Origin of the sequence: Shinella sp., assembly GCF_052438155.1 — a bacterium.
Taxonomy (GTDB): domain Bacteria; phylum Pseudomonadota; class Alphaproteobacteria; order Rhizobiales; family Rhizobiaceae; genus Shinella.
On record NZ_JBQVPI010000005.1, the window covers coordinates 202,024 to 217,631 of the forward strand.

Consider the following 15,608-nt stretch of genomic DNA (forward strand, 5'->3'; position numbering starts at 1 on the left):
CGGTCATTGACGTAATCGTGAAGGGGAGGTGATGACCTCCCCCAAAGCGGTTTATGAGCATTAACCAAGCATCAAGGTTAATGCTTCATTTTACCCTGACAACGAGCCGCTTAGGGCCCGTGCTTCGGCGCGGCGGGGCTCCCATACGAATATTTCCGGGCAGGAAGAGACGCCGGTCGTTGATCGGCGGCAGCGCCTGCGCATGCGTGCGGAGTAGACAGTTGCGTAAGCGTAGCATTCGTCATGCAGGGGCAGGCCGCTTCCTTGAGTTTTTGAAGCGGGAATGGAAAATCCCTCTCGCCCTCGGTCTTGGCCTTGCGGCCAGTTTCCCCACCCAGTCCGCCCATACGGACCTCGCCACCTATCTCGCCGGCTTGAACCGCAAGGGCGGCAATCAGACTATGGTGCTGACCCGCTCGCCGGCCGGCTCCGTTCATGAAGTCGAGATCGAGTTTGCCGATGCCATGATCACCGGCGGCGTCGAAAGCGGGGCAGGGGTCGAACTGCCGGGCGGCGTCACGGCGGCGCTGCGCAGCGAACACAAGGGCCAGGGCGCCATTCCCGACGAAGACCGCGTCAACCGCCGCGACAAGAAGAACCGAATCGTCGCTGTCCTGCCAATGTCGCCGCCGAAGGACTTTACCGCCGGCTCCATCCTGGAGCGCACCAGTTCGCTTCTCTCGCCAGCCTTCGACATCGGCGAGCGCATGGCCTTCGCCAAGTCGCAGCTCGCCGGCAAGGAAATCGAGATTGCCACGGCATTCTACAAGAAGACGCCGGTGCACAAGGATCCGGGCGTCTCGCCGATGATCGCGGACCTCGTCACCAACGACAAGGCCGACGTGCTGGCGACCGCCTATGCCCGCGTCGAGCCGGATTACGCCCGGGAATCACCGTTTGATTCGATCCTGAAGCCGAACAAGGAACTTGGCCGCTTCATTCCCGATATTTCGGCGGAAGACCACGCCTGGGCCGCAACGCCGCTGCCGGCCGAGGTCTTTACCGCCAAGGAACAGAAATGCCTTGCCGAGGGCATCTATTTCGAGGCGCGCGGCGAGGAACTGAAGGGCCAGGCCGCCGTTGCCCAGGTCATATTGAACCGTGTCCGCAATCCCGCCTATCCGAACACGATCTGCGGCGTCGTCTACCAGAACGAAAACTGGCGCAACCGCTGCCAGTTCTCCTTCGCCTGCGACCGCATTCCGGACCTCATTCTCTCACCCTGGCACTGGAAGACCGCCAAGGAGATCGCCATGGCCGTCACGGCCGGCAAGATCTGGTTCGAAGAAGTCGGGTCCTCCACCCACTATCACGCGACCTATGTGAACCCGCCGTGGGGCCGCACGATGAAGCGCGTGGCAAAGATCGGCAAGCACATCTTCTACCGCACCTATGGCGGCGGCTGGAGCTGACGGCTTTCGCCCGGTGCTTGCTGAGTCTGCGCCACGGCCTGGCCGATTCCCGGGACGATCTGCCGCGGTCGCGATGGAAATCCCCATAATCAATTGATTTTTCTCAATATATTTGCTGTTGTACAAAGCTCCGCCATGCCTTGACTATGCTGGCACCTAAAACTATGTTGCGGCCGACTTCGAAAGGGGTCGGATATGGCTTGAATCCTAGCCTTCAATATGTCCGCAATGGGGCGAAAGCTTCGCGGGAAAGCGAACGGGGAGCGTGCCATGACCGATCAGCAAAAGGAAAGTCTGGAAGACCGGCTGAAACGCCTGGACGCGGAACTCGCGGAACGGCGCAAGGATGACGGGGCGGAAGCAGCCGCCGAGGCACGGGCATCGACAAGCCGCCAAGGCTACGCGGTTGCCATGAAGCTCTCGAGCGAGTTCGTCGCGGCCGTTATTGTCGGGGCGCTTCTGGGCTATCTTTTGGACCATTTTGCGGGTACACGGCCGTGGGGGATGATCATTCTTCTGCTCCTTGGCTTCTGTGCCGGCGTTCTGAACGTCATGCGCGCGGCTGGTATGGTGGCATCGCCCCATCCGGTCGACAGGCTGGCCGGTCGTGAGCCCGGCAAGGCCGCAGGCGGACGGGACGAAACCAAGACGAAGGACGGTGCCTGAGGGGACTGTTCGATAAACAAGGTCGGGAAAAGCGCGCAGCGGTTTTCGTCCGGGATTGTACAGAATAAAGAGATAGAGCCTTTTCGTTTTTCGAGAAAAACTGGATAGGCTCCAGGGGTGACTTCCGCCGCAAGGCGGGCAAGCGAGAGAGATACGCGGTGTCAAACGATCCGACCCATCAGTTCCTGGTCAACAAGATTGTTCCGATTGAAATCGGTGGCATTGATTTCTCGTTCACCAACGCTTCGCTGTTCATGGTCGCCACCGTTGCGGCCGGTATCGGCTTCCTCTACTTCACCACGGGCCAGCGTGGCCTCGTTCCGAGCCGCATGCAGTCGGTCTCGGAAATGTCCTACGAGTTCATCGCCTCGATGCTCCGGGAAGGGGCGGGCAGCCACGGGATGAAGTTCTTCCCGTTCGTCTTCTCGCTCTTCATGTTCGTGCTGACCGCTAACATGCTCGGCATGGTGCCTTATTTCTTCACCGTCACCAGCCAGATCATCGTCACCTTCGCGCTTGCCATGCTCGTCATCGGTACGGTCGTCGTCTACGGTTTCTACAAGCACGGTTTTGGCTTCCTGAAGCTCTTCGTGCCGTCCGGTGTTCCGGGCATGCTTCTTCCGCTGGTCGTCACGATCGAGGTCATCTCGTTCCTCTCGCGTCCGATCAGCCTCTCGATCCGTCTTTTCGCCAACATGCTGGCGGGTCACATCACGCTCAAGGTCTTCGCCGGCTTCGTCACCTCGCTCAGCGCCCTTGGCGCCGTCGGTGTCGCCGGTGCGATCCTGCCCCTTCTCATGACCGTCGCTCTGACCGGTCTCGAATTCCTCGTGTCGTTCCTGCAGGCCTATGTCTTCGCAGTTCTGACATGCATGTACCTGAACGATGCCGTGCATCCGGGTGGTCACTAAGGAAACAGTCGTTGGCGCCCTCGGGCGCCGCTCATAAGCCGCAACATCCCATTCAAGGAGTTCAACATGGAAGCGGAAGCAGCAAAGTACATCGGCGCAGGTCTTGCCACGTTCGGTCTCGCCGGCACGGCTCTCGGTCTCGGCAACATCTTCGGCAGCTACCTTGCCGGCGCTCTGCGCAATCCGTCTGCTGCTGACAGCCAGTTCGGCCGTCTCGTATTCGGCTTCGCCGTTACGGAAGCTCTGGGCATCTTCTCGCTGCTCATCGCTCTCCTCCTCCTCTTCGCCGTCTAATACCGGCTGAGGACTGGACCATGGCCCCGCAAGGGCCATGGTCCATCGTACGTTTCGTACATATCTGAGAATGCCCCCTGGAGGTCAGCATGTCCGTGACCTTGGCGTTGGCCGAGTCCACCCCTTTCGAAATCGCCCAGGCGGAAACCTCTGCGACATCGCATGAGACCCCTGCGGATACGCATGCGGCTCAGCCGACAGGCGAAGTGCACACCGAAACCGGTGTGGCTCATGGCGAAGAAGCCGGTTCCGGCGTCTTTCCGCCGTTCGACCAGACCACGTTCGCATCGCAGCTCCTGTGGCTCGCGATCACCTTCGGTCTTTTCTATCTTCTCATGTCGAAGATCGTCATTCCGCGTATTGGCGGGATCCTCGAGACCCGTCATGACCGCATCGCACAGGATCTCGACGAAGCGTCGCGCCTGAAGGCCGAAGCGGATGCCGCGATTGCGTCCTACGAGCAGGAGCTTGCAAGCGCCCGCGCCAAGGGCAATGCGATCGCCTCGACGGCCCGCGACGAAGCCAAGGCCCGTGCCGATGCCGAGCGCGCCAAGATCGAAGCCTCGCTGCAGGACAAGATCGCCGGTGCCGAAGCCCGTATCGCCGAGATCAAGGCAAAGGCGCTTGCCGACGTCGGCACGATTGCCGAGGAAACCACGGCAGCCGTGGTCGAGCAGCTGATCGGCACCAAGGCCACCAAGGCCGAAGTCGCTTCGGCCGTCAAATCGGCCGCAGGCAAGTAAGGAGCGCACCATGGCATTCGACGCAACATTCTATGCCTTTGTCGGCCTCATCCTGTTCCTGGCCCTCATCGCCTACCTCAAGGTTCCGGCCATGATGGCCAAGGGCCTCGACGCCCGCGCGGAAAAAATCCAGAACGAGCTGGCGGAAGCCAAGCGTCTTCGCGAGGAAGCCCAGCATCTGCTCGCTGAATACCAGCGCAAGCGCAAGGATGCCGAGGCGGAAGCCGCAAGCATCGTCGCCGCCGCTGAACGCGAGGCGAGCGCACTGACGGCAGAAGCCAAGCAGAAGACCGAGGAATACGTCACCCGCCGCACGGCGCTCTCCGAGCAGAAGATCGGCCAGGCCGAAGCCGACGCGATCAACGCCGTTCGCGCCGCCGCCGTCGACCTCGCCGTCGCCGCCGCCGAAAAGGTTATCGCCGCCAAGGCCGATGCCGCCGTTGGCAAGGCCCTGTTCGACAACGCCATCGGCGAAGTGAAGACCCGCCTCAACTGAGGCTCTTCCACCGCGTGATTTGAAAAGGCCGGCAGTGATGCCGGCCTTTTTTGTTGGAAATGGCGTAAAGGCGCGGCCGACCGGCCATGGGCACCGTAGCGGATCGTGGTTCAGGTGCCGGTCTCTTGCCTCGCGCCGACTTCGCGCTCGGTGAGAATGCGGTCGATCAGTCCCCACTCCAGCGCCTCTTCCGCCGTCATAAAACGATCGCGATCCATTGCCTGCTCGAATTCTTCATAGCTGCGTCCGCAATGCTTGGCGTAGAGCCGCGTCATGCGCTGCTTGGTTCTGAGGATTTCCTCGGCATGGATGAGCATGTCCGCCGCTCGACCTTGGAAGCCGCCTGACGGTTGATGGATGAGGATGTTGGCGTTCGGCAATGCGGCGCGTGCACCGGGCTCGCCTGCCATCAACAGGAATGATCCCATCGAACGGGCAGTGCCCATGCAGAGCGTGTGAACGGGCGCGCGGATGTAGCGCATCGTGTCGTACATCGCGAGACCACTCGTGACGACGCCACCGGGCGAATTGATATAGAGTTGGATCGGCTGCTTGGGGTTTTCCGCTTCCAGGAACAGCAACTGCGCGCAGACGAGGGCGGACATGGCATCGTTCACCTCACCGTTCAGGAAGATGATCCTTTCCCGAAGCAGGCGGGAATAGATGTCGAACGAACGTTCGCCTCGGCTGGATTGTTCGACGACCATAGGGACGAGTTGCATCGCTTCGCGCATGGGCGAACTCCTGTTTTCCGGAATTTTGTGATGGTGGATCGAGGTGTCAGGCCGCGCGCATCAGCCAGGGTCCATTGCTGTTTGCGGCTGGCGGCATCGACTGAGCCACTGGAGCGTCCAAAAGTCGGTGGACAATTCTCAGTGTCGTTCCGCCCTGGTTGTTGGGCCTGATCTGAAACGTTGCGATGCTGTCAAGGAAGGGTGGCTCGTCGTCCCGTATCCGGAAGCAGATTTCCTCGCCCGCTGCGATGGAAATGGGCTCGGCATTGGCCGGTTTGCCGTGGGGCAGCCATCTCTCGCGAAATGCGGGAATGCTGATCGCTCGCCAGACTTTTTCAGGCGGCGCGTCCAGCTCGTATTCCTGCACCAGGTCCGTCACCTGCTTCATAGCCGCCGTGTCGTTCATTGATCCATATCCTTCAGCAGGGTCTTCAAGGCATAGATCCGCGCTGGCCAATAGGCGCGATACTTCGCAAGCCATCCGGCTATGAGCGCCAGCCCGTCCGGATCGACCTCGTAGTTCACAAACCGCCCCTGCCGTTCTTCCCGCACCAATTGAGCGCTGCGAAGCACGGCGAGGTGTTGGGACATGGCGGGCTGACTGATGTCCATGCCGTCCCGCAAGGCGCTGGCATTCATGCTGCCATTCGCCAGCTTCTCGAAGATCGCGCGGCGTGTCGGATCGGCCAGAGCCTTGAATATATCGTTTTCAATCATGCAAATCAGATAAGCACACACTTATCTTATTTGCAACGCCGATCCGCTGTTCATCAATCCTGCCGGAGCGGGCGGAAACTCATGCGGTGCAGACGGCAGGGGCCGATCGCTTTGATGGCATCGCGGTGGACCTGGGTGGCGTAGCCGGCGTGGAGTGCGAAGCCGTAGCCGGGGAAGGTGGCTTCGGCGCGGGCCATCATGCGGTCGCGCATCACCTTCGCGACGATGGAGGCGGCGGCGATGGAGAGCGAGCGGGCGTCGCCCTTGACGACGGCGCGGCCTTCGCAGGCGAGGCCGGGCGGTACGTCGCGGCCGTCGGCGAGCACGAGTTGCGGCTTGACCTCAAGACCGGCAACGGCGCGGCGCATGGCGTCGAGACTTGCCTTGCGGATATCGATGACGTCGATGCGGCGCGAACAGCTGGAGGCGACCGAGACGAAGGCCGATTGCATGATGAGCGTGAAGAGGAATTCGCGTTTTGCCGCGCTCAACTGTTTCGAATCATTGAGGCCGCCCGGAATGTTTTCCGGATCGAGCACCACCGCAGCGGCAACCACAGGCCCAGCGAGCGGCCCGCGGCCGGCTTCGTCCGTGCCGGCGACCGGCCAAAGGCCGCGCTTGCGGGCAGCAAGCTCCATCGAGAAGTCCGGCCCTTCGGGCAGGTCGAAAAGAAGGCGGGAATCGGAGGATGCGACACGGGACATGCGGCGAACCTCGCACATCCGTCCGATTCCCTGCAAGCCCTCCGGCAGGAGGCAAATGCCGGAGGAGCAACCGGTGCGCCCGGGGAAGACGGACCGGAAGAGGATGGCGTCTTTTCCCGAGCCGTCCGGCCCGAGAAACTGCGCAGAACTTTCAAACCATGGCCGCGGCCTTGGCGGCGATGCAGGCCTTGGCTTCGTTTGCCGTGGGACAGGCCGTCTTGTCAGGACGCCGAACGGGGAAGCTGGTCAAACCCTTTCCCGCCCCGGCATCAGAGCAAGGACAGCTGCACCCCGCTGCCTGACGGCGGCACGAACTGGTCGCTGGCCAGACTGCGCCGGGTGCGGGTCAAGCCCAGCCGTTTGCCCGCCATCTCGAAACGCCGGGCGATCTGCCAGGCATAGGGACCGGCGCCCTTCATGCGCTTGCCGAACTCGGCGTCGTAATCCTTGCCGCCGCGCATGGAGCGCACCAGCGACATGACGTGGCGGTAGCGATCCGGATAGTTGCGCAGCAGCCAGTCGCGGAAGAGCGGGCTGACCTCCAGCGGAAGGCGCAGCAGCACGTAGCTCGCCTCCACAGCGCCAGCCGCCTTGCCCGAATCCAGCACGCGCTCGATCTCGTGGTCGTTGAGGCCGGGAATGATCGGCGCCATCATGATGGCGGTCGGGATGCCGGCTTCGGAAAGTGCGCGGATCGTCTCCAGCCGGCGCGGCGGGGTCGCGGCGCGCGGTTCCATGGTGCGGGCGAGCTTGCGGTCGAGCGTGGTGACGGACATGCCGACCCAGGCAAGGCCACGCGCCGCCATGCGGGAGAGAATGTCAATGTCGCGCATGACCAGCGCCGACTTGGTGACGATCGAAACCGGGTGATTGGCCTTGTCCAGCACCTCGAGGATCTGGCGCATGATGCGCCACTCCTTCTCGATCGGCTGGTAGGGATCGGTGTTGGTGCCGATGGCAATGGCGCGCGGCTTGTAGCCGGGCTTCGATAGTTCGCGCTCCAGCAGCTTCGGCGCATCCGGCTTGGCGAACAGCTTTGCCTCGAAGTCGAGGCCAGCGGAAAGGCCCATGAAGGCATGCGTCGGCCGGGCGAAACAATAGATGCAGCCGTGCTCGCAGCCACGATAGGGATTGATCGAGCGGTCGAAGGGGATGTCCGGCGAATCGTTGCGAGTGATGATGGTGCGGGGCTTCTCGACCTGAACTTCCGTGCGGAAGGGCGGCAGATCCTCCAGTGTCTGCCAGCCGTCGTCGAACCCCTCGCGCGTCACCGGCTCGAAGCGGCCGGTGAAATTGAGCCCTGCGCCGCGGCCGCGCCGGCGATCCACCTCGATGCGCATGCCAGCCTGTGCCATCAGCGCTTCGGCAACGTCTTTCGTGTGGCCGGGCGCTAGCGCACCCTGCCTGAGGTCAGCAAGATCGTTCATGGCTGTCTCCGCGGGGCGAGATCGCCCCTGCTTCAGTGACTATATTCCTATCGCGGCAATGAGAACAATGCAAGAACAAATTTCTGCGCAGCGCTAACCATGCCGCCTAACCATGCAGTGAGATGCCGGTCGGTAGCGGTGGAATTCGATGTTGCATTGCGGTATTGAAGGGGGATGCTGACAATCATCATGGAATGCCGGGACAACGAAGCGGAGCTGGTGCAGACGCTGTCCGCGCTCGTCTCCGGCGCGGTCGAGGGCATCGTCCGCGACGTGATCGTGCTCGACCACGGCTCGCGCGACGGCTCCGCCATGGTGGCGGATGCGGCCGGCTGCCGCTTCCTGACGAGCTGGGATATCAAGGATGTGGTGCGCTCGGCCCGCGGCGACTGGCTGCTGCTGCTGGAGCCCGGTGCCCGGCCGATGACGGGTTGGGTCGATGCGATCGTTGATCATGTTTCGGTCAATGCCGGCACGGCGCAGTTCCTCGCCTCGCGCAGCCATCGTCGGCCGTTCTTGCAACGTATCGGCCGAAAAACCCCGCCGCTGGAGCAGGGTTATCTCGTCACCAAGCAGCAGTTTATGGCGTCCATACGCACCGGAATGGCGCTCGCCGATGTCGCGGCGGGCAAACGCTCGCGCACGCTCGTTGCGGAAATCGTGCCCGCCTGGGCGGTGAAGGCCATGCGGGCGCAAGCCCTGGGTTGACGCGCTGATGAGGCGGCGGCTGTACGACCGACTCTCGATTCTTTTGTTTTCGTTTGTCTTTTCGGGAAAACCGGACCCCACTTTCCCCTGACAAACTCTAAAGTACGAAATCGCTCGCAACCATGGCGCTGATGTCCTGCACCCCGATCTGGAAATCGGCCCGGCCGTCGCCGGTGATGTCGCCGGATACGATGCCGTCCTTGAAGCGAAGCTGGCCGGCGCTGCTCGAAAAATTGCTGTCACCGATGAAGGTGAAGGTCTGATTGCCGGCCTGGGTGGTGTTCGCGTCGATGTCGCGCACGTCGATCCGGTCACCCTGGTTGTGATTGAAGTCGAGGATGACGTCGCGGTTGGCACCGACAGCTGATTCGGCGCGGAAGTTGAAGTCGAAGCGGTCGGCGCCACCGTCGCCTTGCAGGAGGTCGTGCCCGAGGCCGCCCACCAGCACGTCGTTGCCGCCGCGGCCGGCAATCGAATCATCGCCGGCAAGGCCCTTGAGCACGTTCTTGACATTGGAGCCGAAGAGTGCGTCGCCGGCATTCGTGCCGTCCGCATTCTCGATGCTGATCAGGGTCTCGAAGCGGTTGGCGCCGGTCTGGGCGAGCCCTTGCAGCAGGTCGATGCCGATGCCGGAGCCACCCACAATCGCATCGTCGTCACGGGGCAGGAAACTGATCGAATCGACGCCGCTGCCGCCATTGAAAGTGTTCTGCCGGCCGACAGAGAAGAAGCGGTCGTTGCCGGCCTCGCCGAGATAGGTGCTCTTGAACGTGCTGACGGCGATCTTGTCGTTGCCGTCTCCGGCCTGCACGAGGTCGGCGCGCTCGGTCGAGAAGGAGCCGAAGCCAGTGCCGACATACGTATCGTTGCCGGCACCGAGAAGGATGACATTGCCATCCTCCTTCATGTTGACGACATTGTCGTTGCCCGCACCCGCATCGACGCCGTTGCGGCCGCCGAAGTCGTCGGTGCGGTTGAGGATGATCGTGTCGTTGCCGGCAAGCGCCCGGATGGTCAGCTCGACATTGTTGATGTTGCCGCCCTGGACGATGCGGTCTGCACCATTGGTTCCGGTGATCGTGCGTGCCATGTTCGCTCTCCTCTTCTCTCTGTTGCCGGCAAAGTCATAGAGGCACTGCGGGATGGACGCAGTCTCCTATGGAACAGGTCAGCCGGCAGAACGCTTCAGGTGCTCGTCGAGGCGCGGCATGATTTCCACGAAGTTGCAGGGCATGTGGCGATAGTCGAGCTGCGCTTTCAGAATGCCGTCCCAGGCGTCCTTGCAGGCGCCGGGCGAGCCGGGCAGCACGAAGATGAAGGTGGCGTTCAGCACGCCGCCGGTCGCGCGCGACTGGATCGTCGATGTGCCGATCTTGTCGTAGGAAATGCGGTGAAAGACCGCGGAAAACCCGTCCATGCGCTTTTCGAAGATCGGTTCCAGCGCTTCGGGCGTCACGTCGCGGCCGGTAAAGCCCGTACCGCCGGTGGTGATGACGACGTCTATGGCGGTGTCGCGCGTCCAGGCTTCCACCTGGGCACGGATCTCGTCGATATCGTCCGGCACGATGGCGCGTGCCACAAGCCGGTGGCCGGCTTCCTCGATGCGGGCGACGAGCGTGTCGCCGGAGCGGTCCGTTTCGGGCGTGCGGGTGTCCGAGACCGTGAGCACGGCGATGCCGACCGGGAGGAAGGGCCTCGTCTCGTCAATGCGTGCCATCATCAGCTCCAAGGGTGCGGGTGGCGGTGAAGAACCAGGACGGGTGCCGGCGTGCGAGCGCCACCGCAGCGGCTTCTGCCGCCGGATCGGAAGGGTATAGCGCGAAACAGGTTGCGCCGGAACCGGACATCCGCACCAGGGTCGCGCCGGTGGCGGCGAGGCTTTCTGAGATCGCCGGGATATCGGGGCACAGCGCGCGGGCAGGGGGCTCCAGGTCGTTGCGCAGGCGGCCGATCGCCGCCGGCCAGTCGGCGGGCGCGCTATCGAGGACGAGCGGCGGATTGTGTTTTGAAGCCAATGCCTTGAAGACGGCGGGCGTCGAAACCCCGACAAGAGGATTGGCGAGCACCATGGGCAGGGATGGCATCGGCACCGGCGTGATGTCCTCGCCAACGCCGCGGGCGACAAGTGGGCGGCTGGCAAGGCACATCGGCACGTCGGCACCCAGGCTGATCGCGATGGCGTCAAGCTCGGCTTTTGGCGCGTCGGCCTGCCACAGCTTGAGAAGGCCGCGCAACGTGGCCGCAGCATCCGCCGAGCCGCCGCCGATACCGGAGGCGATGGGAAGGTTCTTTTCGAGGTGGATGTGGACCGGGGGCGCCACCCGGCCGACTTCGGCCAGGGCAGTGCGCAACAGATCGCGGGCGCGGGTGACGAGGTTGTCGGCGTCCGCGGCAAGTGCATCGCCAAAACGGCCGGAGAGCGTGAGGCGATCTTCCGCCGCCGGCGACAGGCCGATGCGGTCGCCGAAGGCGGTGAAGGTCACAAGGCTATCGAGGAGGTGGTAGCCATCCTCGCGCTGGCCGATAACGGCGAGCGCGAGGTTGATCTTGGCCGGAGCCTGCTCGATGACGGCAAAGCCCGGCAGGCTGTCGGCGCTTGGCATTTACGACTTGCGGTCTGTGGCAGCGCCTTCCGGAGAGATGTTCTGCACCGGCTTTTCATCCTTGGCCTCGGCCGAGGCCGGTTCGGTCTTCTTCAGTTCCGGCAGGCCGTTCTCGACCTTCAGCTTGATCTTCGGGATTTCCGTTTCTTCCGGCTTCAGGCTGAGCGCACGGTTCCACTGGAAGGTTGCCTCCAGCTTGCGGCCGACGCGCCAATAGGCATCGCCGAGATGGTCGTTGATCGTCGGGTCGCCGGCCTTCAGCTCCGCGGCACGCTCCAGTTCCGCCACAGCGTCGCTGAAGCGGTTGAGGCGGAAATAGGCCCAGCCGAGCGAATCGACGATGTAGCCGTCATCCGGCTTGAGGGTGACGGCGCGACGGATCATGTCCAGACCCTCGTCGAGGTTCTTGTTCATGTCCACCCAGGAGTAACCCAGATAGTTCAGCACCTGCGGTTGCTCGGGGTTGAGTTCCAGCGCCTTGCGGAAGTTCGGCTCGGCCTTCTCCCATTCCTTCAGCCGCTCATAGGCGATGCCGCGCTGGAAGAAGACGCTCCAGTGGTTGCGCGTCGGAACCGCGCCGATCGCGTCCACAGCGCGGTCGTAGAGCGCTGCCATGTCCTTGTAGTCCTTGGCATCGGAAAGCACGCTGCCAAGCGCCAGATAGCTGCGCAGATCCGAGGGATCGGCATCGATCAGCGCCTGAAGATGCTTCTTGGCTTCCGGGACCTTGCCCGTATCGGCAAGGTTGAGGCCGAGCTGCAACTCGGAAATGCGCCGCATCGGCGACTTTTCCGGCACGGCGCGATAATAGTCGATCGCCTTTTGCGGCTTCTTCTGGTTCTCGGCGAGGCCGCCGAGCAGCACCAGCATGTCGTCGCTATCCGGATCGAGCGCGCGCGCGACCTGGAGATAGAGCGAGACGATGTCTTCCGCGCCATCGCGGTTGAGCGCCCCGCCGATCGAGAAGAGCACGGCGGCGGCACCTTGCGCGGCGGTGCGCACCTGCTGCTCCTGCTTTTCGCCGGCGTCGATGCTCTGGCGCAGCGCCTTCAGCGGTGCGTAGCTGGTGATGAAGTTGTCACCGACCGAAATCGCATCGAGCGCCTTCTGCTTGTTGCCGTCGCGCGCTTCGAGGCGCGCGAGCGCCATCACGGCGCGAATGAACGTGTCGGGCGCCGCACCCGCACCATTGCGGTCGAGGATTGCCTCGTTGAGGCGCGTGCGCGCGGTCGCCTTGTCACCGGCTGCGGCGGCAAGCGCGCCGGCATGGTAGTTCTTGAAGATGGCGAGCCATTCAGGCCCTTCCATCCCGTCGATCAGCTTGAGCGCGTCCTTCGACTTGCCGTCGCCGAACTTGGCCCAGGCGAGCAGCAGGTCGTTCATCATCTTGTCGAGGTCGTTCGGCCCCTTGTAGACGAGGATCTTTTCCGCAGACTTGTATTCCCGCTTGCGGATCGCCTCCATGCCGCGCACGACCGAGGTGATGCGCTCGACGGACGAATCGTTCTTCAGCGTGTCGGCGAGTTTCACGCCTTCCTCGAAGTCGCCGTTCATCAGCTGCGTGATCATCAGGCGCTGCTTGACGTCCGGGTTGGTCGGGTCGAACTGCAGCGCGATCTTGTAGAGCGTGACGGCGGTCTCGTAATCCTTGTCGAAATCCGCCGTGCGGGCGGCAAGGAACGCGCCGGAGAAGGTGTTGACAGCCAGGGGGTCGAACGGCGTTTCCTCGGCGGCTACCGCTGCGGGCTTTTCTTCCGCGAAGGCCGCGAGAGGCCCGGTCAGCACGAGGCTGGCCGCAATCGCCACGCCGGAAAGAAGCCGAAGGAGAAGGGAATGCCGCATCAAAATGCCTTTCCAGCAGGTATGATATAAGCCCCGGAGGCCATGCATGACAAATCCTGCCACGATGGCGCCCAAATCAGTCACGGACTCATGACGGTAGAGAATGGCTTTTTTGGCGCGGTGCGGCAAGAAAATCCTGCCGGACCGTTTTGGGCTGTCCCGATCAGCTGACGCGGGCGATGGAGAAGTCGATGACTTCGAGCAGCGCGTTCTTCCAGGGGCTGGCCGGCAGGGGGGCGAGCGCATCGCGGGCGATCATGCCGTAATGCTGGGCGCGGGCGATGGTGTCCGTCAGGCCGCCATAGCGGGTGATCAGGCCAAAAGCGCGTTCCAGGTTGGCGTCATCGCTCTGGCCGCCTTCGATGGCGTCCCGCCAGAAGGCGCGGTCTTCCGCCGTGCCGCGGCGCCATGCGAGGATGACCGGCAGGGTGATCTTGCCCTCGCGAAAATCGTCGCCGGTGTTCTTGCCGAGATCGGCCGCCTTGCCGCCGTAATCCAGCGCGTCGTCGACGAGCTGGAAGGCGAGGCCGAGATTCATGCCATAGGATTTCAGCGCATTGCGCTCCGCCTTGGGCGTATTGGCGATGATAGGGCCGACTTCGGCGGCGGCAGCGAAGAGCGCGGCCGTCTTGGCACGGATGACCTGGAGATAGTCGTCCTCGGTCGTCTCCATGTTCTTGGCAACGGAAAGCTGCAGCACTTCGCCTTCGGCGATCACGGTCGCTGCCGTCGAGAGCACGTCAAGCGCCTCCAGCGAGCCGACCTCGACCATCATCTTGAACGCCTGGCCGAGCAGGAAGTCACCGACGAGCACGCTCGCCTGGTTGCCCCAGATCATGCGCGCGGTGGACTTGCCGCGGCGCAGGTCGCTTTCGTCCACCACGTCGTCATGCAAAAGCGTTGCCGTGTGCATGAACTCGACGCTGGTCGCGAGCTTGATGTGATGGTCGCCATCGTAGCCGAACATCGCGGCCGAGGCGAGCGTCAGCATGGGGCGCAGGCGCTTGCCGCCGGACGAGATCAGGTGGTTGGCGACCTCCGGGATCATCTGCACGTCGGAACCGGCCTTCGACAGGATGAGCTGGTTCACCCGCTCCATGTCGGCCTTCGTGAGGTCGACGAGCGGCTTCACCGACGCCTGTTTGTTTTTGCCTTCTTCAAGCGGTATCACGACGCCCAAATGCCCGGACTCCTGTTCATTTTTGTTGAAAGACAATAGAAAGCGGGGCTTGCTGCGGCAAGAGGCGAATTGTCCCGCCTCGTCAATAATGGCTGGAAAAAGACCGGAATGATCGAACTGATCCGCACCAACGACGCCGTGCTGCTTTCCTTCGCGGAAAGCCTGATGAAGGAAGCCGGCATCCATTGCCTGATCGCCGACGAGGCGATGAGCATCCTCGAAGGCTCTCTCGGCATGCTGCCCCGCCGCTTCCTGGTGGAAAGCGACCGGGAGGACGAGGCCCGGGGCATTCTCACGGATGCGGGGCTGGCGGCGGAGTTGCGTCCGTGAACGATGCCGGCCCGACGTTCGCGCAGACGGCTGTCACCGAAACCATCGATGCCTTCCACTACGGCCGGTTCCACGTCGTCCAGCCGAAGGGTATCGGGCACCGCTCCGGCATGGATGCGATGCTGCTCGCCGCCCTCGTCGCCGGTGAAGGGCCGATGCGGGTGGCGGATCTTGGTGCAGGCGCCGGGGCCGCCGGGCTGGCCGTTGCATCACGCATTGAGAAGGCCGAGGTACTGCTCGTGGAGCGTTCTCCCCTGATGGCCGATTTCGCCCGCAAGTCTGTCGCCTTGGCGTCCAACGCTGCCTTCGCCGGCCGTGTTTCCGTTCTGGAGGCGGATGTGTCGCTGTCCGGCAGGGCACGCATTGCTGCCGGCCTTATCGACGACGTGCACGACCACGTCATCATGAATCCGCCCTTCAACGACGGCGCCGACCGCCGGACGCCGGACGCGCTGAAGGCCGAGGCGCATGCGATGGACGATGACCTGTTCGAGCGCTGGATCAAGACGGCAAGCGCCATCATCAAACCAGGAGGCCAGCTTTCGCTGATCGCCCGGCCCGAATCGATCGCCGACATCATTGCCGCCTGCGGCCACCGCTTCGGCGGCATCGAGATCACCCCCATCCATCCCCGCGCGGGCGAAAGCGCCCACCGTATCCTTGTGACCGCCATAAAAGGCTCGCGCGCGCGCCTCGCCTTGCGCATGCCGCTCGTCATGCACGACGGCCCGCACCACGCCTTCACATCCTTCGTGAATGATCTCAACAATGGGCGTGCCAGCTATCCGCGCCTGTCAAAAACCCGAAATTGAGGGCGCGCCATTGTGTTTTCGCCCGTCGT

General features: G+C 63.1%; 19 protein-coding genes. 9 read left to right on the top strand and 10 right to left on the bottom strand.

All coding sequences use genetic code 11. The features are described 5' to 3' along the window. The first annotated feature begins 236 nt into the window (after positions 1-236). The 6 genes from ACT6VE_RS11795 (at position 237) to ACT6VE_RS11820 (ending at position 4,522) form a co-directional block, all read left to right on the top strand. Positions 237-1,412 (top strand): cell wall hydrolase, encoded by a 1,176-nt coding sequence (locus ACT6VE_RS11795; RefSeq protein WP_444798987.1) that lies wholly within the window; start codon positions 237-239, stop codon positions 1,410-1,412. Positions 1,413-1,682: 270 nt separating this feature from the next. Next, positions 1,683-2,078: an AtpZ/AtpI family protein gene (locus tag ACT6VE_RS11800; protein WP_444798800.1), complete on the top strand. Its 396-nt coding sequence runs from the start codon at positions 1,683-1,685 to the stop codon at positions 2,076-2,078. Positions 2,079-2,236: 158 nt separating this feature from the next. Then, positions 2,237-2,989 (top strand): F0F1 ATP synthase subunit A, encoded by a 753-nt coding sequence (locus ACT6VE_RS11805; RefSeq protein WP_444798801.1) that lies wholly within the window; start codon positions 2,237-2,239, stop codon positions 2,987-2,989. A 66-nt stretch (positions 2,990-3,055) separates the two neighbouring features. Beyond that, positions 3,056-3,283, top strand: coding sequence for a F0F1 ATP synthase subunit C (locus ACT6VE_RS11810; RefSeq protein WP_444798802.1), 228 nt, complete (start codon positions 3,056-3,058; stop codon positions 3,281-3,283). Positions 3,284-3,372: 89 nt separating this feature from the next. Next, positions 3,373-4,026: a F0F1 ATP synthase subunit B gene (locus ACT6VE_RS11815; RefSeq protein WP_444798803.1), complete on the top strand. Its 654-nt coding sequence runs from the start codon at positions 3,373-3,375 to the stop codon at positions 4,024-4,026. Between the two features lie 10 nt (positions 4,027-4,036). Continuing rightward, a complete protein-coding gene (locus ACT6VE_RS11820) occupies positions 4,037-4,522 on the top strand; it encodes a F0F1 ATP synthase subunit B (RefSeq protein WP_444798804.1) in 486 nt (161 codons plus the stop codon). Positions 4,523-4,632: 110 nt separating this feature from the next. Here ACT6VE_RS11820 and ACT6VE_RS11825 read toward each other — a convergent pair whose 3' ends face one another. From ACT6VE_RS11825 to ACT6VE_RS11845, 5 genes are all read right to left on the bottom strand, one after another. Next, positions 4,633-5,256, bottom strand: a complete 624-nt coding sequence (locus ACT6VE_RS11825; protein WP_444798805.1) for an ATP-dependent Clp protease proteolytic subunit — start codon at positions 5,254-5,256, stop codon at positions 4,633-4,635. Positions 5,257-5,302: 46 nt separating this feature from the next. Beyond that, positions 5,303-5,662 (bottom strand): SRPBCC family protein, encoded by a 360-nt coding sequence (locus tag ACT6VE_RS11830; protein ID WP_444798806.1) that lies wholly within the window; start codon positions 5,660-5,662, stop codon positions 5,303-5,305. Then, the gene (locus ACT6VE_RS11835; protein WP_444798807.1) at positions 5,659-5,973 is read right to left on the bottom strand and encodes an ArsR/SmtB family transcription factor; all 315 of its coding nucleotides are present in this window, start codon (positions 5,971-5,973) and stop codon (positions 5,659-5,661) included. Before ACT6VE_RS11835 ends, ACT6VE_RS11830 begins: the two co-directional genes overlap by 4 nt. Positions 5,974-6,026: 53 nt before the next feature. After that, positions 6,027-6,695: a ribonuclease HII gene (locus ACT6VE_RS11840; protein WP_444798808.1), complete on the bottom strand. Its 669-nt coding sequence runs from the start codon at positions 6,693-6,695 to the stop codon at positions 6,027-6,029. 251 nt (positions 6,696-6,946) lie between these two features. Further along, complete coding sequence (locus tag ACT6VE_RS11845; RefSeq protein ID WP_444798809.1) at positions 6,947-8,104, bottom strand: PA0069 family radical SAM protein; 1,158 nt, start codon at positions 8,102-8,104, stop codon at positions 6,947-6,949. Between the two features lie 174 nt (positions 8,105-8,278). On the opposite strand from ACT6VE_RS11845, the gene ACT6VE_RS11850 reads away from it, so the two are divergent. Beyond that, complete coding sequence (locus ACT6VE_RS11850) at positions 8,279-8,812, top strand: glycosyl transferase (RefSeq protein WP_444798810.1); 534 nt, start codon at positions 8,279-8,281, stop codon at positions 8,810-8,812. A gap of 97 nt (positions 8,813-8,909) precedes the next feature. Here ACT6VE_RS11850 and ACT6VE_RS11855 read toward each other — a convergent pair whose 3' ends face one another. The 5 genes from ACT6VE_RS11855 to ACT6VE_RS11875 all read right to left on the bottom strand — a co-directional run bounded on the left by ACT6VE_RS11855 (position 8,910) and on the right by ACT6VE_RS11875 (position 14,437). Further along, a complete protein-coding gene (locus ACT6VE_RS11855; RefSeq protein ID WP_444798811.1) occupies positions 8,910-9,902 on the bottom strand; it encodes a calcium-binding protein in 993 nt (330 codons plus the stop codon). A gap of 78 nt (positions 9,903-9,980) precedes the next feature. Further along, positions 9,981-10,529 carry a molybdenum cofactor biosynthesis protein B gene (moaB, locus tag ACT6VE_RS11860; protein WP_444798812.1) on the bottom strand — a complete coding sequence of 183 codons (549 nt, stop codon included), beginning with the start codon at positions 10,527-10,529 and terminating at the stop codon, positions 9,981-9,983. Then, positions 10,516-11,415 carry a 4-(cytidine 5'-diphospho)-2-C-methyl-D-erythritol kinase gene (locus ACT6VE_RS11865; RefSeq protein WP_444798813.1) on the bottom strand — a complete coding sequence of 300 codons (900 nt, stop codon included), beginning with the start codon at positions 11,413-11,415 and terminating at the stop codon, positions 10,516-10,518. Before ACT6VE_RS11865 ends, moaB begins: the two co-directional genes overlap by 14 nt. Continuing rightward, a complete protein-coding gene (locus ACT6VE_RS11870; protein ID WP_444798814.1) occupies positions 11,416-13,257 on the bottom strand; it encodes a tetratricopeptide repeat protein in 1,842 nt (613 codons plus the stop codon). A 163-nt stretch (positions 13,258-13,420) separates the two neighbouring features. Further along, entirely contained in the window at positions 13,421-14,437 is a 1,017-nt protein-coding gene (locus ACT6VE_RS11875; protein ID WP_444798815.1) for a polyprenyl synthetase family protein, read from the bottom strand. A gap of 108 nt (positions 14,438-14,545) precedes the next feature. On the opposite strand from ACT6VE_RS11875, the gene ACT6VE_RS11880 reads away from it, so the two are divergent. Together ACT6VE_RS11880 and ACT6VE_RS11885 are read left to right on the top strand one after the other, a co-directional pair. Continuing rightward, a complete protein-coding gene (locus ACT6VE_RS11880) occupies positions 14,546-14,767 on the top strand; it encodes a putative signal transducing protein (RefSeq protein ID WP_444798816.1) in 222 nt (73 codons plus the stop codon). After that, positions 14,764-15,579 (top strand): tRNA1(Val) (adenine(37)-N6)-methyltransferase, encoded by an 816-nt coding sequence (locus ACT6VE_RS11885; protein WP_444798817.1) that lies wholly within the window; start codon positions 14,764-14,766, stop codon positions 15,577-15,579. Before ACT6VE_RS11880 ends, ACT6VE_RS11885 begins: the two co-directional genes overlap by 4 nt. The last annotated feature ends 29 nt before the right edge of the window (positions 15,580-15,608 follow it).

Bases quoted from the DNA above. Each gene is read 5' to 3' on its own strand.
- ACT6VE_RS11850 (WP_444798810.1), top strand. From the start codon at position 8,279: ATGCTGACAATCATCATGGAATGCCGGGACAACGAAGCGGAGCTGGTG.
- ACT6VE_RS11865 (WP_444798813.1), bottom strand. From the start codon at position 11,415: ATGCCAAGCGCCGACAGCCTGCCGGGCTTTGCCGTCATCGAGCAGGCT.
- ACT6VE_RS11840 (WP_444798808.1), bottom strand. From the start codon at position 6,695: ATGTGCGAGGTTCGCCGCATGTCCCGTGTCGCATCCTCCGATTCCCGC.
- ACT6VE_RS11810 (WP_444798802.1), top strand. From the start codon at position 3,056: ATGGAAGCGGAAGCAGCAAAGTACATCGGCGCAGGTCTTGCCACGTTC.
- ACT6VE_RS11880 (WP_444798816.1), top strand. From the start codon at position 14,546: ATGATCGAACTGATCCGCACCAACGACGCCGTGCTGCTTTCCTTCGCG.
- ACT6VE_RS11845 (WP_444798809.1), bottom strand. From the start codon at position 8,104: ATGAACGATCTTGCTGACCTCAGGCAGGGTGCGCTAGCGCCCGGCCAC.
- ACT6VE_RS11830 (WP_444798806.1), bottom strand. From the start codon at position 5,662: ATGAACGACACGGCGGCTATGAAGCAGGTGACGGACCTGGTGCAGGAA.
- ACT6VE_RS11825 (WP_444798805.1), bottom strand. From the start codon at position 5,256: ATGCGCGAAGCGATGCAACTCGTCCCTATGGTCGTCGAACAATCCAGC.
- ACT6VE_RS11800 (WP_444798800.1), top strand. From the start codon at position 1,683: ATGACCGATCAGCAAAAGGAAAGTCTGGAAGACCGGCTGAAACGCCTG.
- ACT6VE_RS11855 (WP_444798811.1), bottom strand. From the start codon at position 9,902: ATGGCACGCACGATCACCGGAACCAATGGTGCAGACCGCATCGTCCAG.
- ACT6VE_RS11870 (WP_444798814.1), bottom strand. From the start codon at position 13,257: ATGCGGCATTCCCTTCTCCTTCGGCTTCTTTCCGGCGTGGCGATTGCG.
- moaB (WP_444798812.1), bottom strand. From the start codon at position 10,529: ATGGCACGCATTGACGAGACGAGGCCCTTCCTCCCGGTCGGCATCGCC.
- ACT6VE_RS11815 (WP_444798803.1), top strand. From the start codon at position 3,373: ATGTCCGTGACCTTGGCGTTGGCCGAGTCCACCCCTTTCGAAATCGCC.
- ACT6VE_RS11820 (WP_444798804.1), top strand. From the start codon at position 4,037: ATGGCATTCGACGCAACATTCTATGCCTTTGTCGGCCTCATCCTGTTC.
- ACT6VE_RS11835 (WP_444798807.1), bottom strand. From the start codon at position 5,973: ATGATTGAAAACGATATATTCAAGGCTCTGGCCGATCCGACACGCCGC.